Annotated in this window: 20 protein-coding genes; 13 read left to right on the plus strand and 7 right to left on the minus strand. The window is 71.4% G+C overall.

Annotation, left to right across the window (positions count from 1 at the left end):
• Positions 1–24: 24 nt before the first annotated feature.
• Positions 25–288 (minus strand): WhiB family transcriptional regulator, encoded by a 264-nt coding sequence (locus tag ACZ4NT_RS35785; protein WP_030377564.1) that lies wholly within the window; start codon positions 286–288, stop codon positions 25–27.
• 685 nt (positions 289–973) lie between these two features.
• On the opposite strand from ACZ4NT_RS35785, the gene ACZ4NT_RS35790 reads away from it, so the two are divergent.
• From ACZ4NT_RS35790 to ACZ4NT_RS35805, 4 genes are all read left to right on the plus strand, one after another.
• Positions 974–1,486, plus strand: coding sequence for a cysteine dioxygenase (locus tag ACZ4NT_RS35790; protein WP_121402552.1), 513 nt, complete (start codon positions 974–976; stop codon positions 1,484–1,486).
• 34 nt (positions 1,487–1,520) lie between these two features.
• The gene (cofD, locus tag ACZ4NT_RS35795; RefSeq protein ID WP_121402551.1) at positions 1,521–2,480 is read left to right on the plus strand and encodes a 2-phospho-L-lactate transferase; all 960 of its coding nucleotides are present in this window, start codon (positions 1,521–1,523) and stop codon (positions 2,478–2,480) included.
• Positions 2,481–2,488: 8 nt separating this feature from the next.
• Positions 2,489–3,814, plus strand: a complete 1,326-nt coding sequence (locus ACZ4NT_RS35800; RefSeq protein ID WP_467729420.1) for a coenzyme F420-0:L-glutamate ligase — start codon at positions 2,489–2,491, stop codon at positions 3,812–3,814.
• A 108-nt stretch (positions 3,815–3,922) separates the two neighbouring features.
• A complete protein-coding gene (locus tag ACZ4NT_RS35805) occupies positions 3,923–4,924 on the plus strand; it encodes a DNA-3-methyladenine glycosylase family protein (protein WP_467729399.1) in 1,002 nt (333 codons plus the stop codon).
• 5 nt (positions 4,925–4,929) lie between these two features.
• On the opposite strand, the gene manB is transcribed toward ACZ4NT_RS35805, so the two are convergent.
• Positions 4,930–6,012 carry a mannose-1-phosphate guanylyltransferase gene (manB, locus tag ACZ4NT_RS35810; protein WP_467729401.1) on the minus strand — a complete coding sequence of 361 codons (1,083 nt, stop codon included), beginning with the start codon at positions 6,010–6,012 and terminating at the stop codon, positions 4,930–4,932.
• Positions 6,013–6,130: 118 nt separating this feature from the next.
• Positions 6,131–7,444, minus strand: coding sequence for a peptidoglycan recognition protein family protein (locus ACZ4NT_RS35815; protein ID WP_467729403.1), 1,314 nt, complete (start codon positions 7,442–7,444; stop codon positions 6,131–6,133).
• 128 nt (positions 7,445–7,572) lie between these two features.
• Here ACZ4NT_RS35815 and ACZ4NT_RS35820 point away from each other — a divergent pair, with 128 nt between their 5' ends.
• The 4 genes from ACZ4NT_RS35820 to ACZ4NT_RS35835 all read left to right on the plus strand — a co-directional run bounded on the left by ACZ4NT_RS35820 (position 7,573) and on the right by ACZ4NT_RS35835 (position 13,667).
• Positions 7,573–8,328 carry a TIGR03089 family protein gene (locus tag ACZ4NT_RS35820; protein ID WP_467729405.1) on the plus strand — a complete coding sequence of 252 codons (756 nt, stop codon included), beginning with the start codon at positions 7,573–7,575 and terminating at the stop codon, positions 8,326–8,328.
• Positions 8,329–8,481: 153 nt separating this feature from the next.
• Positions 8,482–9,840, plus strand: coding sequence for an LCP family protein (locus tag ACZ4NT_RS35825; protein WP_467729407.1), 1,359 nt, complete (start codon positions 8,482–8,484; stop codon positions 9,838–9,840).
• Positions 9,841–10,077: 237 nt separating this feature from the next.
• Positions 10,078–11,817: an LCP family protein gene (locus ACZ4NT_RS35830; RefSeq protein WP_467729409.1), complete on the plus strand. Its 1,740-nt coding sequence runs from the start codon at positions 10,078–10,080 to the stop codon at positions 11,815–11,817.
• 104 nt (positions 11,818–11,921) lie between these two features.
• Positions 11,922–13,667 (plus strand): LCP family protein, encoded by a 1,746-nt coding sequence (locus ACZ4NT_RS35835; protein WP_467729411.1) that lies wholly within the window; start codon positions 11,922–11,924, stop codon positions 13,665–13,667.
• Positions 13,668–13,728: 61 nt separating this feature from the next.
• Here the strand turns inward: ACZ4NT_RS35835 and ACZ4NT_RS35840 are convergent, their stop codons facing one another.
• Entirely contained in the window at positions 13,729–14,757 is a 1,029-nt protein-coding gene (locus ACZ4NT_RS35840) for a glycosyltransferase family 2 protein (RefSeq protein WP_467729413.1), read from the minus strand.
• Between the two features lie 125 nt (positions 14,758–14,882).
• Between ACZ4NT_RS35840 and ACZ4NT_RS35845 the strand changes: the two genes are divergently transcribed.
• A complete protein-coding gene (locus tag ACZ4NT_RS35845) occupies positions 14,883–16,355 on the plus strand; it encodes an LCP family protein (protein ID WP_183116826.1) in 1,473 nt (490 codons plus the stop codon).
• Between the two features lie 18 nt (positions 16,356–16,373).
• Here the strand turns inward: ACZ4NT_RS35845 and ACZ4NT_RS35850 are convergent, their stop codons facing one another.
• The gene (locus ACZ4NT_RS35850) at positions 16,374–16,940 is read right to left on the minus strand and encodes an acyl-CoA thioesterase (RefSeq protein WP_121402540.1); all 567 of its coding nucleotides are present in this window, start codon (positions 16,938–16,940) and stop codon (positions 16,374–16,376) included.
• 107 nt (positions 16,941–17,047) lie between these two features.
• On the opposite strand from ACZ4NT_RS35850, the gene ACZ4NT_RS35855 reads away from it, so the two are divergent.
• Positions 17,048–18,307 carry an LCP family protein gene (locus tag ACZ4NT_RS35855; protein WP_121402539.1) on the plus strand — a complete coding sequence of 420 codons (1,260 nt, stop codon included), beginning with the start codon at positions 17,048–17,050 and terminating at the stop codon, positions 18,305–18,307.
• Between the two features lie 71 nt (positions 18,308–18,378).
• Here the strand turns inward: ACZ4NT_RS35855 and ACZ4NT_RS35860 are convergent, their stop codons facing one another.
• A complete protein-coding gene (locus ACZ4NT_RS35860) occupies positions 18,379–19,536 on the minus strand; it encodes an acyl-CoA dehydrogenase (protein WP_121402538.1) in 1,158 nt (385 codons plus the stop codon).
• A gap of 186 nt (positions 19,537–19,722) precedes the next feature.
• Between ACZ4NT_RS35860 and ACZ4NT_RS35865 the strand changes: the two genes are divergently transcribed.
• Positions 19,723–21,066 (plus strand): UDP-glucose dehydrogenase family protein, encoded by a 1,344-nt coding sequence (locus ACZ4NT_RS35865; protein ID WP_121404695.1) that lies wholly within the window; start codon positions 19,723–19,725, stop codon positions 21,064–21,066.
• Positions 21,067–21,180: 114 nt separating this feature from the next.
• Here ACZ4NT_RS35865 and ACZ4NT_RS35870 read toward each other — a convergent pair whose 3' ends face one another.
• Positions 21,181–21,681, minus strand: a complete 501-nt coding sequence (locus tag ACZ4NT_RS35870) for a CGNR zinc finger domain-containing protein (protein WP_467729417.1) — start codon at positions 21,679–21,681, stop codon at positions 21,181–21,183.
• A 99-nt stretch (positions 21,682–21,780) separates the two neighbouring features.
• On the opposite strand from ACZ4NT_RS35870, the gene ACZ4NT_RS35875 reads away from it, so the two are divergent.
• Both ACZ4NT_RS35875 and ACZ4NT_RS35880 read left to right on the plus strand, forming a co-directional pair.
• The gene (locus ACZ4NT_RS35875; RefSeq protein WP_121402536.1) at positions 21,781–22,140 is read left to right on the plus strand and encodes a VOC family protein; all 360 of its coding nucleotides are present in this window, start codon (positions 21,781–21,783) and stop codon (positions 22,138–22,140) included.
• Positions 22,141–22,154: 14 nt separating this feature from the next.
• Positions 22,155–22,556 carry a VOC family protein gene (locus tag ACZ4NT_RS35880; protein ID WP_121404694.1) on the plus strand — a complete coding sequence of 134 codons (402 nt, stop codon included), beginning with the start codon at positions 22,155–22,157 and terminating at the stop codon, positions 22,554–22,556.
• Positions 22,557–22,657: the final 101 nt, after the last annotated feature.

Raw genomic sequence — 22,657 nt, forward strand, 5'->3', positions numbered from 1 at the left:
TACGGAGGACCCGGTGCCGTTCGTTCAGACGGCGGCCTTCTTCAGCCGCCTGCGTTCCCGTTCGGACAGACCGCCCCAGATCCCGAATCTCTCGTCGTTGGCGAGTGCGTACTCGAGGCATTCGGAGCGGACCTCGCAGGCGAGGCAGACCTTCTTGGCCTCGCGGGTGGAGCCGCCCTTCTCCGGAAAGAAGGACTCGGGGTCGGTCTGCGCGCACAGGGCGCGCTCCTGCCAGCCGAGTTCCTCGTCCGCGTCGTCGACCAGCAGTTGCTCCACCAGCTCGGTCATGTGCGCCCCTCGTCCGTCTTTCGCGTCCCCGTGATGCTGTCGCTACCGATTTCGGCTGAACGACACGAGTGAAATTACAAGTGTGCCGATCCGGGCCAGTCAAGCCGAGATCTGCTATTGGGCCCCTTATTCACTCTGCGGAACCAAGGCTTTGCGGAAAGTGTTCATATCGGCATAAACCCTGACACAGCGCGGGACCCGCACCGGACCACCACCCCTATGAGGGGGATGACGTCCAGGAGTTCGAGCTCGTTCCGACACGCACACCGAAGCGAGCATGATCACAGTTGGATCACGGGTTCGCGGCGAGGTTTGTGCTCCCGGTTGTGCGCCATGTGTCCGGGGAAGCGGGTGAACAAACCTTTCGCCTTCCGGTTGGACCGGATGAGGTGAAACATCTCCCACATGGCGGACACGAAGTTGACAGTCGAGGTGTGAGCCGATCTCCTTGTGGGCATGCTCGCGAACTTGGCACTCACCACGACCCGCACCGCCGGGTCGCACGGTGCTGCCCGCGCTCGCTGTAGCTGTTGCTGTCCCAGCTGTTGAGCCTCACCGCGCTCCGGCTGCCTCACCGCACTGAGGCGACTGCCCGCCCCCACCAGGGCGCCCCCTCCCGTCCGTGACCCGGACGGAAACCGTCTGCGACACCCCAGCACTCTCCCGCCGAGGAACCACCGCACCCATGAACAGCGACAGCGACCTCCAGATCGCCGGCGACATCCTCGAAGTCCCGCACCTGCTCCAGCCGCCGCGCGAGCACCCGGTCACGGTGGCCGAGTTCGCCGGTCTCGCCCGGGCCATCGCGGGCGACCGCTCCCAGTGGGAGCACCTCGTCCAGTACGACGCCACGACCCGCTGGTACCACCGGCTGCGGACGGGCCCCGGTTACGAGGTGTGGCTCCTGTCCTGGGTGCCCGGCCAGGGCAGCGGACTGCACGACCACGGCCGCTCCTCCGGCGTACTCACGGTCCTGGAGGGCGCCCTCACCGAGCGCACCGAGCGCGGCACGCGCGCGTTGGGCGCGGGCGCGCAGCGGGTCTTCGCCCCGGGCTACGTCCACGAGGTCGTCAACGCGGCGCTGGAGCCGGCCATAAGCCTGCACATCTACTACCCGGGGCTGACCGAGATGCCGATGCACGGCGTCCAGTGCGCCGGAGGTGCCGCGCACGGCGCGGAGGATGTCGTGACCGCCTGACGCGCTGTCGGCCCCGCCTGCCAGACTGAACCTCATGCGCATTGTGGTTCTGGCAGGCGGCATCGGTGGTGCCCGGTTCCTGCGCGGTCTGAAGCGGGCCGTGCCGGACGCGGACATCACGGTCATCGGCAACACCGGGGACGACATCCACCTCTTCGGGCTGAAGGTCTGCCCGGACCTCGACACGGTGATGTACACGCTCGGCGGCGGCATCAACGAGGAACAGGGCTGGGGGCGTGCCGACGAGACCTTCCACCTCAAGGAGGAGCTCGCCGCGTACGGGGTCGGGCCCGAGTGGTTCGGGCTCGGCGACCGCGACTTCGCCACGCACATCGTGCGGACCCAGATGATGGGTGCGGGCTATTCGCTCAGCGCCGTCACGGAGGCGCTGTGCGATCGCTGGCAGCCCGGCGTCCGGCTGATCCCCATGTCCGACGACCGCGTGGAGACGCATGTCGCCGTCGAGGTGGACGGCGAGCGCAAGGCGATCCACTTCCAGGAGTACTGGGTGCGGCTGCGGGCCTCCGTGGAGGCGCTGGCCGTGGTGCCGGTCGGGGCGGAGCAGGCGAAGCCCGCGCCCGGAGTGCTCGAAGCCGTCGCCGAGGCCGACGTCGTGCTCTTCCCGCCCTCCAACCCCGTCGTGTCCGTCGGCACGATCCTCGCCGTGCCCGGCATCCGCGAGGCGATCGCCGACGCGGGCGTCCCGGTGGTCGGCCTCTCCCCCATCGTCGGGGACGCGCCCGTGCGGGGCATGGCCGACAAGGTCCTGGCTGCGGTAGGGGTCGAGTCGACGGCCGCGGCGGTCGCCGAGCACTACGGATCAGGGCTCCTGGACGGCTGGCTGGTCGACACGGTGGACGCGTCCGCCGTGGAGCGCGTCGAGGCCGCGGGCATCCGCTGCCGGGCCGTGCCGCTGCTGATGTCCGACCTCGACGCCACGGCGCAGATGGCGCGCGAGGCGCTGACGCTGGCGGAGGAGGTGCGGGGCGCTTGAGCGAGGCGTTGTCCACGGGCGGAACCCCGCCCGCCGCGGCGGGCGGTTACCGGGTGTGGGCCGTGCCCGGTCTCCCGGAGGTGCAGCAGGGCGACGACCTCGCCAAGCTCATCGCCGCGGCCGAGCCGGCGCTCGCCGACGGCGACGTGCTGCTGGTCACCTCGAAGATCGTCTCCAAGGCCGAGGGCCGGGTGGTGGAGGCGGCCGACCGCGAGGCGGCGATCGACGCCGAGACCGTCCGCGTCGTGGCCCGCCGCGGGCCGCTGCGGATCGTCGAGAACCGGCAGGGGCTCGTGATGGCCGCCGCCGGGGTCGACGCCTCGAACACGCCCTCCGGGACCGTGCTGCTGCTCCCCGAGGACGCCGACGCGTCCGCGCGCACCCTGCGCGACGGGCTGCGGGACGCGCTCGGGGTCGAGGTCGGCGTCGTCGTCACCGACACGTTCGGGCGGCCCTGGCGCACCGGTCTCACCGACGTCGCCATCGGGGCCGCGGGCGTGCGGGTGCTCGACGACCTGCGCGGCGGCACGGACGCGTACGGCAATCCGCTGAGCGCGACCGTCGTCGCCACCGCCGACGAGCTCGCCGCCGCGGGCGACCTGGTCAAGGGCAAGGCCGCCGGGCTGCCTGTCGCCGTCGTGCGCGGGCTGGCGCACGTGGTGGCGGAGGACGACGGCGAGGGGACGCGGGCCATGGTCCGGGGCGCCCGCGACGACATGTTCCGGCTCGGCACCTCGGAGGCCGTACGGGAGGCGGTGACCCAGCGCCGGACGGTGCGGGCCTTCACCGACGAACCGGTGGACCCGGGCGCGGTCCGGCGGGCGGTGGCCGCGGCGGTGACCGCTCCGGCGCCGCACCACACCACGCCCTGGCGGTTCGTGCTGCTGGAGTCCGCGGAGTCCCGGACGCGGCTGCTGGACGCGATGCGGGACGCGTGGATCGAGGATCTGCGGCGGGACGGCAAGACGGAGGAGTCGATCGCCAAGCGGGTGCGGCGCGGGGACGTGCTGCGCCGGGCGCCCTACCTGGTCGTGCCGTGTCTGGTCATGGATGGCTCCCACACCTACGGCGACCCCCGCCGGGACGGCGCCGAGCGCGAGATGTTCGTCGTCGCCGCGGGCGCCGGCGTGCAGAACTTCCTGGTCGCGCTCGCCGGTGAGCGGCTGGGCTCGGCGTGGGTGTCCTCGACCATGTTCTGCCGGGACGTCGTACGCGAGGTGCTGGAGCTGCCCGGCGGGTGGGACCCGATGGGCGCCGTCGCGGTGGGGCACCCGGCCGAGGAGCCGAAGGCCCGGCCCGCACGGGACGCCGCCGCGTTCCTCGAGGTGCGCTGAACGGGGTACGGTCCCGGGCGGGCCGGGGCGCCCGGGGAAACCGTCCCGTCCCGGCCGCCGGACCGCCTACTCTCGTAGGGCACCTCCAGCACCCCTAGGACCTCATCAGTGGCCGGACGCTTCACACCCGGACCGACGCGTACCACCGTGCGCGGCGGCCATGTCGTCGTGCCCGGCGGTGTGCCGCGGCCCGCGGCCGAGCCCGGCCGCCGACGGACCTGGACCCCCGAGGGGCCGCTCGACCTCGGTCTGGTGCTCGGCCCGCTGCGCCGTGGACCGGCCGACCCGACCTTCCGGGCGACGCCGGACGGGTCGGTGTGGCGCGCCAGCCGGACGCCCGCCGGCCCCGGGACCCTGCGCGTCGCCCTGCGCGGCGGGACGGTCGAGGCCGAGGCCTGGGGACCGGGCGCCGAGTGGCTGCTGGAGCAGCTGCCGGAGCTGCTCGGCGCGGCCGACGATCCGGACGCCTTCGCCCCGCGCCACCGGCTGGTGGCGATGGCGCGGCACCGCCGGCCGGGCCTGCGGCTGACTCGCACCGGCCTGGTGCTGGAGTCGCTGATCCCGTCGATCCTGGAGCAGAAGGTCACCACGGACGAGGCGTACCGGGCGTGGCGGCTGCTCGTGCGCAAGTTCGGGGAGCCCGCCCCGGGCCCCGCGGCCGGGCGGATGCACATCATGCCGACGCCGCGGACCTGGGCGCTGATCCCCTCCTGGGAGTGGCACCGGGCGGGCGTCGACGACAAGCGGGCGTCGACGATCCTGCGTGCGGTGCGGGTGGCCCGGCGGCTGGAGGAGGCCGTCCGGATGGACCCCGTGCGGGCGCAGGCCCGGCTGGAGCTGGTGTCCGGGATCGGGCCGTGGACGTCCGCGGAAGTGGTGCAGCGCAGCCACGGGGCGGCGGACTCGGTGACGGTCGGGGACCTCCACCTGCCGGGCATCGTCGGATACGCGCTGGCGGGCGACCGGGACGCGGACGACTCCGTCATGCTCTCGCTGCTGGAGCCGTACGCGGGGCAGCGGCACCGTGCGGCCCGGCTGATCCTGCTGGCGGGCCGCACACCGCCGCGGCGGGTGCCGAAGATGCCCGTGTGGGACATCGGCCGGCTGTAACCGGGTCACTGGTCAGACGAGAAGCGGAGCGCGCCCGCCGGGATCCTCGCGTCGCACCACACGCGGACGCCTTCGCGGAGCTCGTTGTCGGCGCCGATCGTCGCGCCGTCGCCGACGACCGTGCCCGTCAGGATCGAGCGCTGACCGATGCGGGACCGGGCGCCGATCAGGGAGTCCGTGATGACGGCTCCCGGCTCCACGACGGCGCCGTCCAGGACCGTGCTGCCGGTGATCCGGGCGCCCTCGCCGATGAACGCGCCCTCGCCGACCACCGTGCCGCCGGTCAGCTTGGCGTCCGGCGCGACGGACGCGGTGGGCAGGACCAGCCGGTCACCGCAGCGGCCGGGCACGGCCGGGGACGGTGCGCGGCCGAGGACGAGGTCCGCGGAGCCGCGGACGAAGGCCTGCGGGGTGCCGAGGTCCAGCCAGTAGGTCGAGTCCACCATGCCCTGCAGATGGGCGCCGGTGGCGAGGAGTTCCGGGAAGGTCTCGCGCTCCACCGAGACGGGGCGGCCGGCCGGGATGGTGTCGATGACCGACCGGCGGAAGACGTACGCGCCCGCGTTGATCTGGTCGGTGACGATCTCCTCGGGGGTCTGCGGCTTCTCCAGGAAGGCGGTCACCCGGCCGGTCGCGTCGGTGGGCACCAGACCGTACGCCCGGGGGTCCTCGACGCGGGTGAGATGCAGGGAGACGTCCGCGCCGGAGGTCTCGTGCGTGCGGACCAGGGCCGGGATGTCCAGGCCGGTGAGGATGTCGCCGTTGAAGACGAGGACCGGTTCGTCGGGCCCGGAGTGCAGGCGCGAGGCCACGTTGCGGATGGCGCCGCCGGTGCCGAGGGGCTCCTCCTCGGTGACGTACTCCAGGTGGAGACCGAGCGCCGAGCCGTCGCCGAAGTGGGGCTCGAAGACCTCGGCCAGGTACGAGGTCGCCAGGACGATGTGCTCCACGCCCGCCGCCCTCGCCCGCGCCAGCTGGTGCGTGAGGAACGGGACCCCGGCCGCCGGGACCATCGGCTTGGGGGTGTGCACGGTGAGCGGACGCAGCCGGGTGCCTCTGCCGCCGACCAGGAGGATCGCTTCTGTCACCTGTCGTCTCTGCTTCCTGCTGGGGCCGGCCGAACTGTGGTGCGGCCGGCCAGTGTATGCAGACCGTTCGACGGCCGATCCGACGGCCGCTCCCATCGCCGCTCGGTGTCTCCGGTCCTCATCGCCCCTGGTAGCGGGCCGCCGCGGAACGGGCCGTGCCGAGCTTGGTGTAGAGACGGCGTCCCGGACACTCGGTGGCGAACCCGTCCCGATGGCCGGAGATCACATTGAGTCGTACGTTCTTTCCCTTTCGGTAGAGATTGCCACCGCCGGACTTCAGGTATGTCTTGCCGCGCGGATTGGCCCCGAACAGGCCCAGCTTCCAGGCGGTCAGCTTCGCGACGGCCTTGACCGCCGCGGCGGACGGCTTGGCGGAGCCGAAGCTGCCGAGGACGGCGATCCCCATGCTGTTGCTGTTGAAGCCGAGCGTGTGCGCGCCCATGACGGGCTTCGCCGCCCCGCCGGCCCGGCCCTCGTAGATGTTTCCGCACTTGTCGACGAGGAAGTTGTAGCCGATGTCGCGCCAGCCGCTGCTCCTGACGTGATAGCGGTAGATGCTGCGGATGACCGAAGCGGCCTGGGAGCAGCGGTAGTTGTTGCCGGACGCCGTGTGGTGCACGAAGGCCGCCTTGACCTTGTTCGTGTAGACGAAGCCCCGCTCCCGCAGCCCCTCGTCGGCACCCCAGCCCTTGCGCGTGACGATGCGCGGGCGCGGCCCGATGTACGGCTGCACACGCCGCTCGCCCGCCGGCACGGCCCGGAGGTCCGCCCGCCCCTCCTGCCCGGCCAGGAACTCCGCGACGGTCTGCTTCCTGGACAGCGCCGGGATCAGGGTGGCTCCCGCGCGGGGGGCGTCCACCGGAGCGCGCGTCGGGGGCGCCGCGCCGGGGTCGACGAGTTCCAGGTGCAGGCCGCGCGGGAAGGGCGAGTCGTCCGAGGTGGACGACCGGTCGTCGGCCTGGGCCTGCACCCGCACCTCGACGCCGTTCGAGTTGCCCACCCAGAGCGGCGCGGTGGCCCCGCGCACCCGGCCCGAGGCGCGCTCGGCGGTGTCGGGGTCGGCCGCGTGCTCGTGGTTGTGCGTCTCGACGTCCTGCCAGCCGGACCAGCGGCCGTCGCCGGCGGCGCGGGTACGGACCTGGACCCGGCCGTACAGCTCGGCGTCCGGGTCGTCCCAGATGACACCGACCAGCGAGAACGGCCGTACGTCGCGGCGCAGCAGCCCCTGTTGGGGCGTGGCTGCTGCGACGGCGCGGTCGGCGGGGAGCGGGGCGAGAGGAAGGGACTGGGTGCTGCCGGGCAGGGCCGCTCCGGCCGCGCGGGGAACCGCGGGGGCCGCGGGGGCGGGCGAGGCAGAAGCGGGCAGGGCCCCGGGAAGCGCCAGGACCGCGGCACACGTGACACCGATCGAGGAAGCAAGAAATCCACGCATGCGACCGATCGTGGACATAGCCATCCATATCTGTCCATTGGGGAATTGACGCCCCGTCGGAGCCACTCGCCCGAACCGGCGACCCGTCAGCTCCGCCCCGTCCGCCGCCCCCGCGTACGCTTTCCCGCGTGAACGCCACCGACCGCACCCCTGCCGACCTGCTGCGATCCGCGCTCGCCGCGGACCCTGCGCGCCCCCTGGTGACCTTCTACGACGACGCCACGGGCGAACGTGTCGAACTGTCCGTGGCCACCTTCGCCAATTGGGTGGCCAAGACCGCCAATCTGCTCCAGGGCGAGCTCTCGGCCGAACCCGGGGACCGGGTGGCGCTGCTGCTGCCCGCGCACTGGCAGACGGCCGTGTGGCTCCTCGCCTGCTCCTCGGCGGGCGTCCTCGCCGACGTCGGGGGCGACCCGGCCGCGGCGGACCTCGTCGTCGCGGGGCCGGACCGGTTCGAACAAGGGCTCGCCTGCCGGGGCGAGCGCATGGCCCTCTCGCTCGCCCCGCTGGGCCGCCGGTTCCCCACTCCGCCGGCCGGGTACGCCGACTACGCCGTCGAGGTGCCGAGCCAGGGCGACCGCTTCCAGCCGTACGCCCCGGTGGACCCGGAGGGGCCCGCGCTGATCGTCGCCGGGGCGGAGTACACCGGCGCGGAGGTCGTCGAGCGGGCCCGCGGCGACGCTCCCGGACTCGATCTGACCGGTCCCGGCTCGCGGATCCTGACGGCGCTGCCGTACGACAGCTGGACGGGCCTGAGCGCGGGGCTGTACGCGCCCCTGGCGACCGGCGGGTCCGTGGTGCTGTGCCGCAACCTCGACCGGCTCGGGGAGGACGCCGTGGCCAGGAGGATCGAGAGCGAGCAGGTGACGGCGACGGCACGGTAGGAGGCGCTTGGATCGCCCCGGGCCGCGACGCCCGGCGGCTCCGCGTCCGCCCGGTCCCCCGTTCGGCCCATCGTCCGTGGGCCCCCCGCCCCCCTTCGGGCCATGGTCGTAGGAGCACGGTTCGCTCGTACGCCAGGAGGGGTGGATCCAGACGTGACCGACACCGCGGGCCCCTCCGGGAGACCGGACGACGACGCGCCCGAGCCGGCGGACACGCTGGGGCCGGGCGTGGGGGCGTCGCCCACCGGGACGGGACTCGTGCGCCGGCGCAGACGCTGGCTGCGGCACATCGCGATCGGGGTCGCCGCCACGCTGGTCTGCGCCGCCGGAGCGGCCTGGGCCGTGTACGAGAAGCTGAACTCGAACATCACCGCGGACAACGACGCCGCCGCCGAACTCGCCCGGTACGAGAAGGAGCGGCCCACCTCACTCGTACGGGACGCGCAGAACATCCTGCTGATCGGATCGGACTCGCGCTCGGGTGACGGCAACCGCAAGTACGGCCGGGACTCGGGCACCGAGCGCTCCGACACCACGATCCTGCTGCACCTGGCCGCCGACCGGCACAACGCGACCGCCGTCTCGCTGCCCCGCGACCTCATGGTGGACGTCCCCGGCTGCCGCCGACCGGACGGCAGCCGCACCGAACCGGTCTTCGCGATGTTCAACTACGCCTTCCAGACCGGCGGTTCGGCCTGCACGATCCGCACCGTCGAGAAGCTCACCAACGTCCGGATCGACCACCACATGGTCGTGGACTTCAGCGGCTTCAAGGAGATGGTGGACGCGGTCGACGGTGTCCGGGTGTGCCTGAAGGAGCCCATCGACGACAAGGCGGCCAAGCTGCGGCTGCCCGCGGGCAAGGTCACGCTCAACGGCGAGCAGGCGCTCGGCTACGTGCGCGCCCGCAAGAGCATCGGCGACGGCAGCGACACCGACCGGATGGACCGCCAGCAGCGTTTCCTCGGCGCGCTCGTCAACAAGGTGCAGAGCAACGACGTCCTGCTCAATCCCACGAAGCTGTATCCGCTGCTGGACGCGGCCACCTCGTCGCTCACCACCGACCCCGGGCTGGCGAGCCTGCGCGGGCTCTACCAGCTGGTGCGCGGCATGCGCGACATCCCCACCGACCGGGTCCGGTTCCTGACGGTGCCCCGGACCTCGTACGCCTACAACGCCAACCGCGACCAGCTCGTGGAACCCGCGGCCGACCGGCTCTTCGCCCGGCTGCGCGCGGACGAGCCGGTGGAGGTCTCGAAAGAACTTCCGGAGGACTCCGCCGAGGAGGCCCGCGAGGCGGCGCCGCGGCAGGACGGGAACTCGTACGGGGGCAGGGGCGAAGAGTCGTACGACTCCCCCGGCGCCCCGCACGGCGGGTCGCCGCGCGACTACGCGCAGCAGCGGAGCGGCGACGGTGAACAGGGTGGAAGGCAGCCCGGCAGTCCGTCGGGCACACCCGACCCGGCCCCGACCTTCCGCGGCAACACCGCCGCCGACGACGGCTGCGAGTAAAGCGCGCGCCAAGTCGGGGAACACCAGTCCCAAGAAATGCGGCGGATTGCCCAGTTGTAGGGAAGTGGAATTTGTCACCGTCGTCGCTCCACGCTGAACTGGGCGGATAGTGTGAGCGATCCGGTGCACCCGGCCACGAGGTCAGCCCTCTGGGTCGCGCACTGCTTGACCGAGACCCGAGCGCCTTCTTGAGGGGGGTAAGGCGCCGCGTGGCCCCGACGGAGGATTCAGACAACCGTGGACGCGCAAGGCCGTGGGCGGGCGGACGACATCGACCCCGCAGACCAGTGGGTACTCAACCCGGACACCGGCGAATACGAACTGCGACTGACTCCTTCCTCAGCGCAACCGGGAGTCCCGAGACCGCGCAGAACGCCGGGCGGCGGAACCCGCACGCGTAGCGCACCCGGCCGGGGGGCCGGCGACACCCTCGCCCCGGACACGCTGCCCGGCCCGCGCCGGCGCCGTGGTGCGCCCGAAGAGCCTCCGCCGCCCCCGGGCCGGCGCCGCTCGCGGACCGCCCGGAAGCCGAAGCCGTCGAAGGCGAAGAAGGTGCTGCTGTGGACGGGCGGCACGATGGCCTTCGTGCTGGTCGGTGTCTCCGCCGCGGGTTACCTGTACCTCAAACACCTCGAGGGAAACGTCAACACGACGGATGTCGGCAGCGCGGGCAGTGACGGCTTCAGCAAGGACGAGGCCTTCAACATCCTGATCATCGGCACCGACAAGCGCACCGGCAAGGGCAACAGCGGCTACGGCGACAAGAACAGCGTGGGGCACGCCGACACCAACATCCTGCTGCACGTCGCCAAGGACCGCACGAACGCGACGGCGGTGAGCATCCCGCGCGACCTGATCACCGACATCCCGGACTGCCCGACGGTCCAGCCGGACGGGTCCGAGAAGGTCATAGACGGCTCGCAGAACGTCCGCTTCAACACCAGCCTCGGGCAGAGCGAACGCAACGCGGGCTGCACGATGCTGACGGTCAAGAAGCTCACCGGCATCAAGCCCGACCACTTCATGATGGCCGACTTCAACGCGGTGAAGACACTGACCTCCGCGGTGGGCGGCGTCGAGGTGTGCGTGGCCCACCCGGTCGACGACAAGGAGTCGCACCTCAAGCTCCCCAAGGGCAAGTCGACGGTCGCGGGCGAGCAGGCGCTGGCCTTCGTGCGCACCCGGCACAGCTTCGGCAACCAGGGCGACCTCGACCGCATCAAGGTGCAGCAGCAGTTCCTCGGTTCACTGATGCGCAAGATGTCCTCGAGCGACACCCTGACCAGCCCCGCCAAGCTCTACAAGCTGGCCGAGGCCGCCACCAAGGCACTGACCGTCGACACCGGCATCGGCAAGGTCAGCACGCTGAAGGACGTGGCCATGGAGCTGAAGAAGGTGCCGCCGAAGAACATCACCTTCACCACGCTTCCGGTGCTCGACAACCCCGCGGAGACGGTCAAGGCGACGGTCGTGGTCAACGAGGCCAAGGCGAAGCCGCTCTTCGAGGCGATCAAGAACGACGTCTCGCTGACCGCGGTCAAGCAGAAGGAGAAGAAGGAGAAGGCCGCCGTGGCCAAGCGCCTCAAGGGCTCCCGCTCCAAGGCCTCCGAGATCCGGGTCGACATCTACAACGGAGGGGCCGCCGCCGGCTCCGCACAGGAAACTCTCAGCTGGCTGCAGAATGATGAGGGCGTCCTGAAGTCCAGCCAGCTCGGGAACGCCGACGAAGCGCTGAGCAGGACGACCCTGGAGTACTCTCCCGACCAGGCGGATCAGGCGCGCAAGCTGGCCGACCTCATGGGGTTGTCCGCTTCCGCGATGAAGCCCGGCAAGAGCGAGAAGAACTCCCAGGGGCTGCCCGCGATCGTGTTGACACTGGGCAAGGACTTCAAGGGCGCAGGGGTGCCGTTGACGAGTTCCTCGGTGGACCTGGACGTCGACAAGTCCACGGCGGACAAGCAAGTGTGCGCCAGTTGATGACCTGACGGGTCCGTCACGCGTCCAACCAAACAGGGCGCTCGTGCGTCCAACCGGACGCGGGACGGACCCGTTTGTCAGGTTCAGGGGTGGGAGGCAGGGAGATGGCGCAGAGCGGTGTGCGTGGGGAGGGGGCACGGTCACGTGCCCGGCACGCGGGTGAACTGGGCTGGGACGACAGTCTGTACGACGAGAACGGCGATCCTGTTCAAGAGAGCGGCGATTCCGTCCGGGGGGCCGGCGAACCCGTCGCGGCGAAGCCGGACGCCGCGGTCCGGGAGGACGGCGACGGGCCGTCCCCGCAGACCCAGGGACGCGGCGGCCGGCACGGCGGGCGGGGCGGCCCGGGCGGCGAGGACTCCCGGCCGCGGCGCAGACGCAGGGCCCTGCGCTGGTCCGCGACGGTCCTGGCGGTCCTGATACTCGGCACCGCGGGTGCCGGCTATCTCTACTACCAGCACCTGAACGACAACATCGAGAAGGACGACCTGAACATCGGCGACGCCAAGGACAGGGCCGCGAGCCCCAAGCCGAACGCCGCCGGCCAGACCCCGCTGAACATCCTGCTGATCGGCTCGGACGCGCGGGACACCAAGGAGAACCAGAAGCTCGGCGGCGCCAAGGAGACGTTCGGCGGCACTCCGCTGGCGGACGTCCAGATGCTGCTGCACCTCTCGGCGGACCGCACCAACATGTCGGTGGTCAGCATGCCGCGCGACACCCTGGTGCAGATACCCAAGTGCACGGACCCGGACGACCAGCACGTGTACCAGGCGACCGTCGGGCGGGTGATGACCAACCAGTCGCTCGGGCGCGGGGGTCCGGGCTGCACGGTGGCCACCTGGGAGAAGCTGACCAAGATCCACATCGATCACTTCATGAAGATCGACTTCGCGGGTGTGGTGTCGATGGCGGACGCCATCGGCGGTGTTCCGGTCTGCGTGGACGCCAACATCCACTCCAAGGACAGCCTGGGGCACGGCTCCGGGCTGAAGCTGGAGAAGGGCACCACCTCGATCAAGGGCAAGCAGGCCCTGCAGTGGCTGCGCACCCGCTACGGCTTCGAGGACGGCAGCGACCTGGCCCGCGCCAGGGCCCAGCACCAGTACATGAACTCGATGGTCCGCGAACTGCGCGAGAACGCCACCGTCAGCAACCCCAACAAGCTGCGCAAGCTCGCCGAGACGGCCACCAGCGCGCTCACCGTCGACGACGGCCTCGGCACCGTGAAGAAGCTCTACGACCTCGGCAACGAGCTGAAGAAGGTCTCGCCCGAGCGCATCACGATGACCACGATGCCCAACCGGTACGTGGGCGCGCGGGTCGAGCCGACGGACGACGCGACGAAGCTGTTCCGCCTGGTGCGCGAGGACATCGCGCTGGACGGCAAGAACAAGAAGAACGCCGGGGAGAAGGCGTCCTCGGACCCGGCCTCGGCAGACGACCGGATCGGCGTCGTCGTGCAGAACGGCACGCGCACGTCCACGCTGGCGCCGGTCGCCGGCCGGGCGAGCCAGGTGAGCGGGCTGCTCACCGGGAAGGGCTTCCTCCGGACCACGGCGGACACCACCACGGCGACCGCCGAGGACGAGACGGTGATCCGCTACCCCAGCGCGGACCTGGAGGGCGACGCACAGCGGGTCGCCAAGGCACTGAAGATCCCGTTCAGCTCGGTGGAGAAGTCGACGGACGTCTCGGGCATCACGCTCGTGGTCGGCGCCGACTGGCGCGAGGGCACGACGTACAAGGCCAAGGCGGACGACGACAAGACGCCGAAGACGGCGGACGCCCTCAACGGCGCGGACGCCGGGGCCTGCATGCACGTGAACCCGAACTTCACCTGGTCCTGACGCAGCGGGGCCCCTCCCCGGCGGTCGCCGCGGGAGGGGCCGGAACATCGGACGGAGAGGGTCAGTTCGGGCTCGGCACCGCCGGGCGGCGGGAGGCGATGACCTTCTTCGCCAGCGCCTTCGGGCTGGTGAGGAAGCCCCAGCCCCACGACATGTGCATCGTCGCGAGGGCGAGGGGAATCTGCAGCCGGGCCTTCAGCGGCAGCCCCTTGCCCGCGGGCAGCGAACCGAGCGCGATCGCCGCGAGGTAGCCGCCGGGCACCAGCAGGCCCCACGGCGTCACCGCGAGGCCGACCACCACACCCGCCGCGATCAGGCACACCGCGGTCGGCGGGGCGAGATAGCGCAGGTTGATGGAGCCCTCGTGATAGCGGGCGACCACGTGGCGCCAGCGCCCGTAGTCCTTGTACTGCTTGGCGAGGGCGCGCACGGAGGGCCTCGGCCGGTACGACACCCGCAGCTCGGGCGAGAACCAGATGAGGCCGCCCGCCTCCCGGATGCGGAAGTTCAGTTCCCAGTCCTGGGCCCGTATGAACTCCTCGTTGTACCCGCCCTGCTGCTCCAGGGCCTCGCGCCGGAAGACGCCGAGGTAGACCGTCTCGGCGGAGCCGGCCTCGCCACCCGTGTGGAAGGCGGCGTTGCCGACGCCGATCCGCGACGTCATCGCGGCGGCGACGGCGCGCTCCCAGTCGTTCTCCCCCTCGGCGTGCATGATCCCGCCGACGTTCTGCGCGCCCGTCTCCGCCAGCAGGCGCACGGCGGTCGCGATGTAGTTCGGCGACAGGATGCCGTGCCCGTCGACGCGGACGACGACGGGGTGCCTGGACGCCTTGATCGCGGCGTTCAGCGCGGCGGGGGTGCGACCGGTCGGGTTCGGCACCGTGTGGACGCGCGGGTCTTCGCGTACGAGCTCGGCGGCGATCTCGTCCGTGCGGTCCGATGACGGACCGAGGGCGATGACCACCTCCATCTCGCCGTCGTACTCCTGCGCCAGGATCGCTTGGACGGCCCCGCGCAGATGCCGCTCCTCGTTGAGGACGGGCATGATCACAGAAACGGCGGGGGGCCGCACGTCAGACTTCTCGCTCATCGGACGTCACGTTACCGCGAACGGGGGACACCGGTGCGCGCCGCGGGGGTGCGGAACCGGGCCGCAGATCGTATCGGCCTACGGTGCTCACGGATTCCCACGCCCGGCCCTCGCGGAGGCCCCCCTTGCCCACGCCGCCCACGCCGCCCCGCTCGCCCGCTGCACCGAAGCCCAGCCCACCGAAGCCGCCCCGTTCCCGGCGGCCTCCCGTGCCGCGCAAGAAGCCCTGCTGGGCCATGCGGACGGTGACCACGCTGTCCGTGGTGGTCCTCGCCTCCGCCGGCATCGGGCACGCGGTGGTCACCAACCTCGACGCCGACATCGCCCGGGTCGACCCCTTCAAGGACATGAAGAACCGTCCGGAGGCGGGCAACGGCATGAACGTCCTGCTCGTCGGCACCGACGGCCGGGACAGGATCACGCCGGAGGAGAAGGCCAGGTACCGGCTGGGAGGTGCCCCCTGCCACTGCACCGACACGGTCATGATCGTGCACATCTCGGAGGACCGGGAGCGGGCCAGCATCGTGAGCCTGCCGCGCGACTCCTACGCGGAGACGCCCGCGCACACCGACCAGATCACCGGCAAACGGCACGACCCCCACCCGGTCAAGCTCAACGCGGCCTACGCGGAGGGCGGACCGCAGCTGACCGTGCGCACCGTCGAGAACATGACGCACGTCAAGATCGACCACTATCTGGAGGTCGACTTCACGAGCTTCATGAAGACGGTGGACGTGCTCGGCGGGGTGGAGATCTGCACGACGCATCCGCTGAAGGACTCGTACACCGGTCTCGACCTGCCGGCCGGCTCGCACGCGCTGCGCGGCGGTCAGGCCCTGCAGTACGTGCGCTCCCGGCACGTGGACAGCGCCTCCGACCTCGGCCGCATGCAGCGCCAGCAGCGCTTCCTCGCCGCGTTGATCGAGAAGGCCACGTCGTCCGGCGTGCTGCTGAACCCGATGAAGTTCCGTGACATCACTCACGCCGTGCTCGGTTCGGTGCGCGCGGACAAGGCGTTCGGCACGGACGAGCTGCTGGACCTCGGGCGCGCGATGCGGAACTTCTCGCCCTCCTCCTCCGAGTTCACCACCGTGCCGATCGGCGAGATGGCGTACGCCGTGAAGGGCATCGGCTCGACGCTGAAGTGGGACCGGGCCAGGGCGGCCAAGCTCTTCCGGGCCCTGCGGGACGACAGGCCGCTGGCCCGGCACCGGGCCGGGCAGAAGGCGCTGCGGGTCGACGTGGCACCGCAGCAGATCCGCGTCCAGGTGGAGAACGGGACGCCGGCGGAGGGCCTCGGCAAGCGGGTCGACAGCGCGCTCGCCGGTACCGGCTTCCTCACCACCCGGCTGCCCGCGAACGCGGCCGACCGGACCCTGAAGCGCACCGTCGTCGCCTACGACCCGCGCTGGGACCGCTCGGCGAAGTCCCTGGCGGCCGCCCTGCCCGGCAGCGAGCTGCGGGCGGTCCGCGGCCAGGGGCCGACGCTGAAGGTGATCACGGGGGCGGACTACCGGGGTGTGCGGCGGGTGAAGGCCGCGGACCCGTACCAGGGCGAGTTCGGCGTGGTGACCGGCGACCAGGTGGTGTGTCCGTGAGCGGACACGCCCCGGGGCCTAGCGGGCGTCGTCCAGGCCCTCGGAGGCCCGCTTCTCCCGCAGTTCCATGATCGCGCGGCGCCGGGCGAGCCGGTGCGTGCGGCGGATCTGCGCCTCCTGGTAGCGGCGCTCGTCCCGCTCGGTCTCCGGCAGCACCGGCGGGACCCGGCGGGGCTTGCCGTCGGCGTCGACGGCCGCGAAGACGAGGTAGGCCGAGCCGACCTGGGTCGCCGGGGCGGACTCGTTCCAGCGCTCGGCCAGGACGCGTACGCCGACCTCCATGGAGGTGCGTCCGGTCCAGTTCACCTGGGCCTTCACATGGACGAGGTCGCCGACGCGGACCGGCTCCAGGAAGGCCATCTCGTCCATGGAGGCGGTGACGGCGGGGCCGCCGGAGTGCCGGCCGGCGACCGCGCCCGCGGCGTCGTCCACCAGTTTCATGATCACGCCACCGTGCACCGTGCCCAGCAGGTTGGTGTCGGCGTGGGTCATGATGTGGCTGAGCGTGGTCCGGGACGCCGAGGTCGGTTTGCCCGGAATGCCGTCCGGAGCGTCGGATTCCGGAGAGGGCACCTGGTCTGTCATGGCCCCACCTTATGCCGGGGCGATTTGTGTCAGCTTCGCAACAGCCCTGGTCCTATTTTCCTTCGAACCTTGTAAGGCACCTGGTCCGGCACTGCACACTGGGCGGCATGAACGATTGGCCCGACGGGTGGTCCGACGACAACCGCAGCAACCGGTACGGCGGCGGCAGCGCGAGCGCCCAGCCCGAGAGCGCGCGCGTGATGCGCCAGGTACGGCGTGGCCCGGCGGCGCCGGGTCCGGGCCAGTCCGCACCGCCGTACGGCGGCGGGGTTCCGCAGCAGCCGACGTACGTCGACGGGCAGGGCTACGACGACGGCTACAACACGGGCCAGGTCTACGGCGGTGGCCCGCAGGGGCCGGGCGGCCGGGGTCCGCGCTCCGCGCCGGACTGGCGGCGGCGCATCAAGTGGACCGCGCTGACGCTGGTCACGCTGCTGGTCGTGGTCTCCGTCGGCACCTACTTCTGGGCCGACTCCAAGCTCAACCGTGAGGTCGACCTCTCCAAGGTGATCGACCGGCCGGAGGCGGGCGAGGGCACGAACTACCTCATCGTCGGCTCCGACAGCCGCGCCGGGATGTCCAGCGAGGAGAAGAAGAAGCTGCACACCGGGTCCGCCGAGGGCAAGCGCACGGACTCGATGATGATCCTGCACACCGGCGGCAACGGCTCCACGCTGATCTCCCTCCCCCGCGACTCCGACGTGGAGATCCCGACGTTCAAGGGCTCCGAGTCCGGCAAGACGTACCAGGGCACCGGCCGCCACGTGAAGCTGAACGCGGCCTACGCCGAGGACGGGCCGGAGCTCCTGGTGCGCACGGTGGAGTTCAACACCGGCCTGCACATCGACCACTACGTGGAGATCGGTTTCGCGGGCTTCGCCAACATCGTGGACTCGGTCGGCGGCGTGGAGATCGAGATCCCCAAGGGCGGCATGAAGGACACCAAGTCCGGTGCCGACTTCGAGGCGGGCAAGCAGACCCTGGACGGGCAGCAGGCCCTCGCCTTCGTGCGCACCCGGTACGCGCTCGCCGGAAGCGACCTGGACCGCACGAAGAACCAGCAGAAGTTCCTCTCGGCGCTGGCCAACCAGGTGGCGACCCCGAGCACGATCCTGAACCCCTTCAAGCTCTACCCGACGATGAGCGCCGGCCTGGACACCCTGATCGTCGACAAGGACATGGGCCTGTTCGACCTCGGCGACATGTTCTGGGCCATGAAGAGCGTCAGCGGCGGGGACGGCACGTCCATGAACATGCCGATCTCGGGTTCCACCGGCGGCAACCTCGTCTGGGACAAGGCCAAGGTCAAGACCCTGGTGAACGAGCTGAAGAACGACGAGAAGGTGACGGTCTCGGGCAACAACTGAGCCCGGCCGCACCGCACACGAAGGGCCCCGCCGGTCGCACCGGCGGGGCCCTTCGTGTGCGCTGGTCGCGGTTACGGCAGGTTGCGTGCCATGACGATGCGCTGGACCTGGTTGGTGCCCTCGTAGATCTGGGTGATCTTCGCGTCGCGCATCATGCGCTCGACCGGGTAGTCACGGGTGTAGCCGTAACCGCCCAGCAGCTGCACCGCGTCGGTGGTGACCTCCATCGCCACGTCCGAGGCGAAGCACTTGGCCGCGGCGCCCTGGAAGGTGAGGTCCTTGTCCCCGCGCTCGGACTTCGCGGCCGCCGCGTAGGTGAGCTGACGGGCCGCCTCGATCTTCATGGCCATGTCGGCGAGCATGAACTGGATGCCCTGGAAGTCCGCGATCGGCTTGCCGAACTGCTTGCGCTCCTGGACGTAGCCCTTGGCGTAGTCCAGCGCGCCCTGGGCGATGCCCAGCGCCTGCGCGGCGATGGTGATGCGGGTGTGGTCCAGCGTCTTCATCGCCGTGGCGAAGCCGGTGCCCTCCTCGCCGATCATGCGGTCCGCGGGAATGCGCACGTTGTCGAGGTAGACCTCGCGGGTCGGCGAGCCCTTGATGCCCAGCTTCTTCTCCGGGGCGCCGAAGGAGACGCCCTCGTCGGACTTCTCCACCACGAACGCGGAGATGCCCTTGGAGCGCTTGGTGGGGTCGGTGACCGCCATCACCGTGTAGTACTCGCTCACGCCCGCGTTGGTGATCCAGCGCTTCACGCCGTTCAGGACGTAGAAGTCGCCGTCGCGGACCGCCCGGGTCTTCATGCCCGCCGCGTCCGAACCGGCGTCCGGCTCCGACAGGCAGTACGAGAACATGCCCTCGCCCTTGGCCAGGGGCGTCATGTACTTCTTCTTCAGGTCCTCGGAACCGGACAGGATCACCGGCAGCGAGCCCAGCTTGTTCACCGCCGGGATCAGCGACGAGGACGCGCACACCCGCGCCACCTCCTCGATCACGATCACCGTGGCCAGCGCGTCCGCGCCCGCGCCGCCGTACTCCTCCGGCACGTGCACCGCGTGCAGATCATTGGCGGTCAGCGCGTCCAGCGCCTCCTGCGGGAAACGGGCCTCCTCGTCGACCGCGGCCGCGAACGGCGCGATCTTCGCCTCGGCCAGCGCCCGGATCGCGTCACGGAGCATGTCGTGCTCCTCGGACGGGCGGTACAGGTCGAAATCAGCCGATCCGGCCAAGGTCTCTCACGCTCCAAGGATGCTAATTACCGTTAAGTAACCCGAATTTTAGGGGTCTGCCCGCGCGAGTGATACGTGAGCTTGGTGACAACGGAGAAGTTGCCCGGTGAGGGGCCCCGTCACGCCCCGACTATGCTCGGGCCCGCACTGCCGAACGAAGTCCGCCTGGAAGCACGGGAGCACCGCATGGCCCTCAAGATCACCGTGATCGGCACCGGCTATCTCGGCGCCACGCACGCCGCGGCCATGGCCGAGCTCGGCTACGAGGTCCTCGGTCTCGACGTGGTGCCCGAGAAGATCGAGATGCTCCAGCGGGGCGAGGTCCCGATGTACGAGCCCGGTCTCGAGGAGCTGCTGCAGAAGCACGTCGCGGGCATCGAGGGCTCCACCGGGCGGCTGCGCTTCACCATGGACTGGGCCGAGGTCGCCGCGTTCGGCGACGTCCACTTCGTCTGCGTGAACACCCCGCAGAAGCACGGCGAGTACGCCTGTGACATGTCCTACGTCGACGCCGCCTTCGAGTCGCTCGCCCCGCACCTGCAAGGACCCGCGCTCGTCGTCGGCAAGTCGACCGTGCCGGTCGGCTCGGCGGACCGGCTGGCGGCCCGGCTGGCCGAGCTGGCGCCGGCCGGCGAGGAGGCCGAGCTGGCCTGGAACCCCGAGTTCCTGCGCGAGGGCTTCGCCGTCCAGGACACGCTGCACCCGGACCGCATCGTCGTCGGCGTCCGCAGCGAGCGGGCCGAGAAGCTGCTGCGCGAGGTCTACACGACGCCCGTCGCCGAGGGATCGCCCTTCGTGGTGACCGACTTCCCGACCGCCGAGCTGGTGAAGACCTCGGCGAACTCGTTCCTCGCCACCAAGATCTCCTTCATCAACGCCATGGCCGAGGTCTGCGAGGCCGCCGGCGGCGACGTCGCGAAGCTGGCCGAGGCCATCGGTCACGACGACCGGATCGGGAAGAAGTTCCTGCGGGCCGGTATCGGCTTCGGGGGCGGCTGCCTGCCCAAGGACATCCGCGCCTTCATGGCCCGCGCCGGGGAGCTGGGGGCCGACCAGGCGCTGACCTTCCTCCGCGAGATCGACTCGATCAACATGCGCCAGCGCGGCCAGATGGTCGAGCTGGCGCGCGAGGCGCTCGGCGGGGGCTCCTTCCTCGGCAAGCGGGTCGCCGTGCTCGGAGCGACGTTCAAGCCCGACAGCGACGACGTACGGGACTCTCCCGCGCTCAACGTGGCCGGGCAGATCCACCTCCAGGGCGGCCAGGTCACCGTCTACGACCCCAAGGGCATGGAGAACGCCCGCCGGCTCTTCCCGACCCTCGGCTACGCCGCCTCCGCGGTCGAGGCCGTGCGCGGCGCCGACGTCGTACTGCACCTGACCGAGTGGCGGGAGTTCCGCGACCTCGACCCCGCGATACTCGGCGAGGCGGTCACCGCACGCGTGGTCCTGGACGGCCGCAACGCGCTCGACCCGCAGCTGTGGCGCCGGGCGGGCTGGACCTACCGCGCGATGGGCCGTCCCACCGCCTAGCGCGGCGTCCCCTCCCGGCACAGGAGAACGCCGGTCCGGCCGAGGCTCAGTCGGCCGGACCGGCGTCCTTTTCGTATTCTCCCCCGCCGCGCCGCGGAACGGGGCCACAAGCCGTCACTTCGCGCGGTAGCGGCGCATCTTCGCCCGGGCCCCGCAGACCGACATCGTGCACCAGCGGCCCCGGCAGGCCGGACTGCGGTCGTAGTACGCCCAGTGGCAGGTCGGCGCCTCGCAGGCCTTCAGCCGCAGCCAGGTGCCCTCGACGAGCGCCTGCGCGATCGCGGCGGCCACCCGGGAGACCAGCGGCGCCGGCTCCACGGGTGCCAGCGACGCCGCCCCGTCGGCGCCGTCCACGCTCACCCGCAGGGGCGCCCGGGCCAGCAGCGGGTCGAGCGGGGTCACCTCGGTGTGCGGCGAATGGCCCGCGTGGGCCAGGCACACCGCACGCAGCGACTCCCGCAGCTCGCGCGCGGCCGGCACGTCCCGCTCGGCGAGGCCGAAGGGCACCCGGCCCTCGGCCGTGTCGAGCGCGTCGGCACCCGATTCGAGGTCGAGGGTGTTCACCAGGGACTGGACCAGGGCCAGGCCGCCGGGCGCGGGCGCACGGTCGTTCATGGTTGCGACGTTACCTCCAATAGGGCAGCATGCAGTAACCGTTACTGGTTACTCGGCTTTACCGGTAACCGCACTCCCCTGGTGACGTAGGAGGAAGTCATGGCTCTCGCCGCACTCGGTGTCGTCGTCCTGGACTGTCCCGATCCCCGCGCGCTCGCCGAGTTCTACGCCGCGGTGCTCGGCGGCACGGTCGAGGGCGAGGGCGACTGGATCGACCTCGACGTGCCCGGCGGACAGTCGCTGGCGTTCCAGGCCGCCCCCGGACACGTACCGCCGCAATGGCCCGCCGCCGAGGGCTCCCAGCAGTTCCACCTGGACCTGACCGTCGACGACCTGGACACGGCCGAGAAGGGCGTGCTGGCGCTCGGCGCCAGGCCGCTGGACACCGAGGACCGCGCACGCACCTTCCGTGTGTACGCCGACCCCGCGGGGCACCCGTTCTGCCTGTGCGCCTGCTGACCGAGGAGGAAGCCATGGCACCCGCCGCACGCATGCGTTCCGTCGTACTCGACTGCCCCGACCCGCGTTCCCTCGCCGAGTTCTACGCCGGCGTCCTGGGCGGCGAGATCAGCGTCGAGGACGACACCTGGGCCGTGCTGACCGCACCCGGCGGTCACCGCATCGCCTTCCAGCAGGCACCGGAGCACACCGCCCCCGAGTGGCCCCGCACGGACGGCGGCGCCCAGCAGCAGCAACTGCACCTCGACTTCGACGCGGGCAGCACGCAGGAGGCGCTGGAAGCCGCCGAGGAGAAGGTCCTCGCCCTGGGCGCCCGCCCGCTCGACCTCGACGACGACGGCGGCAAGCGCGCCTGGCGCGTGTACGCCGACCCGGCGGGGCATCCGTTCTGCCTCTGCCGGATCGACCACACGTAACCGGCTCGGGGGGGGGGGGGGGGGGGGGGGGGGGGGGGGGGGGGGGGGGGGGGGGGGGGGGGGGGGGGGGGGGGGGGGGGGGGGGGGGGGGGGGGGGGGGG

This window comes from Streptomyces sp. NPDC026417 (assembly GCF_055567695.1).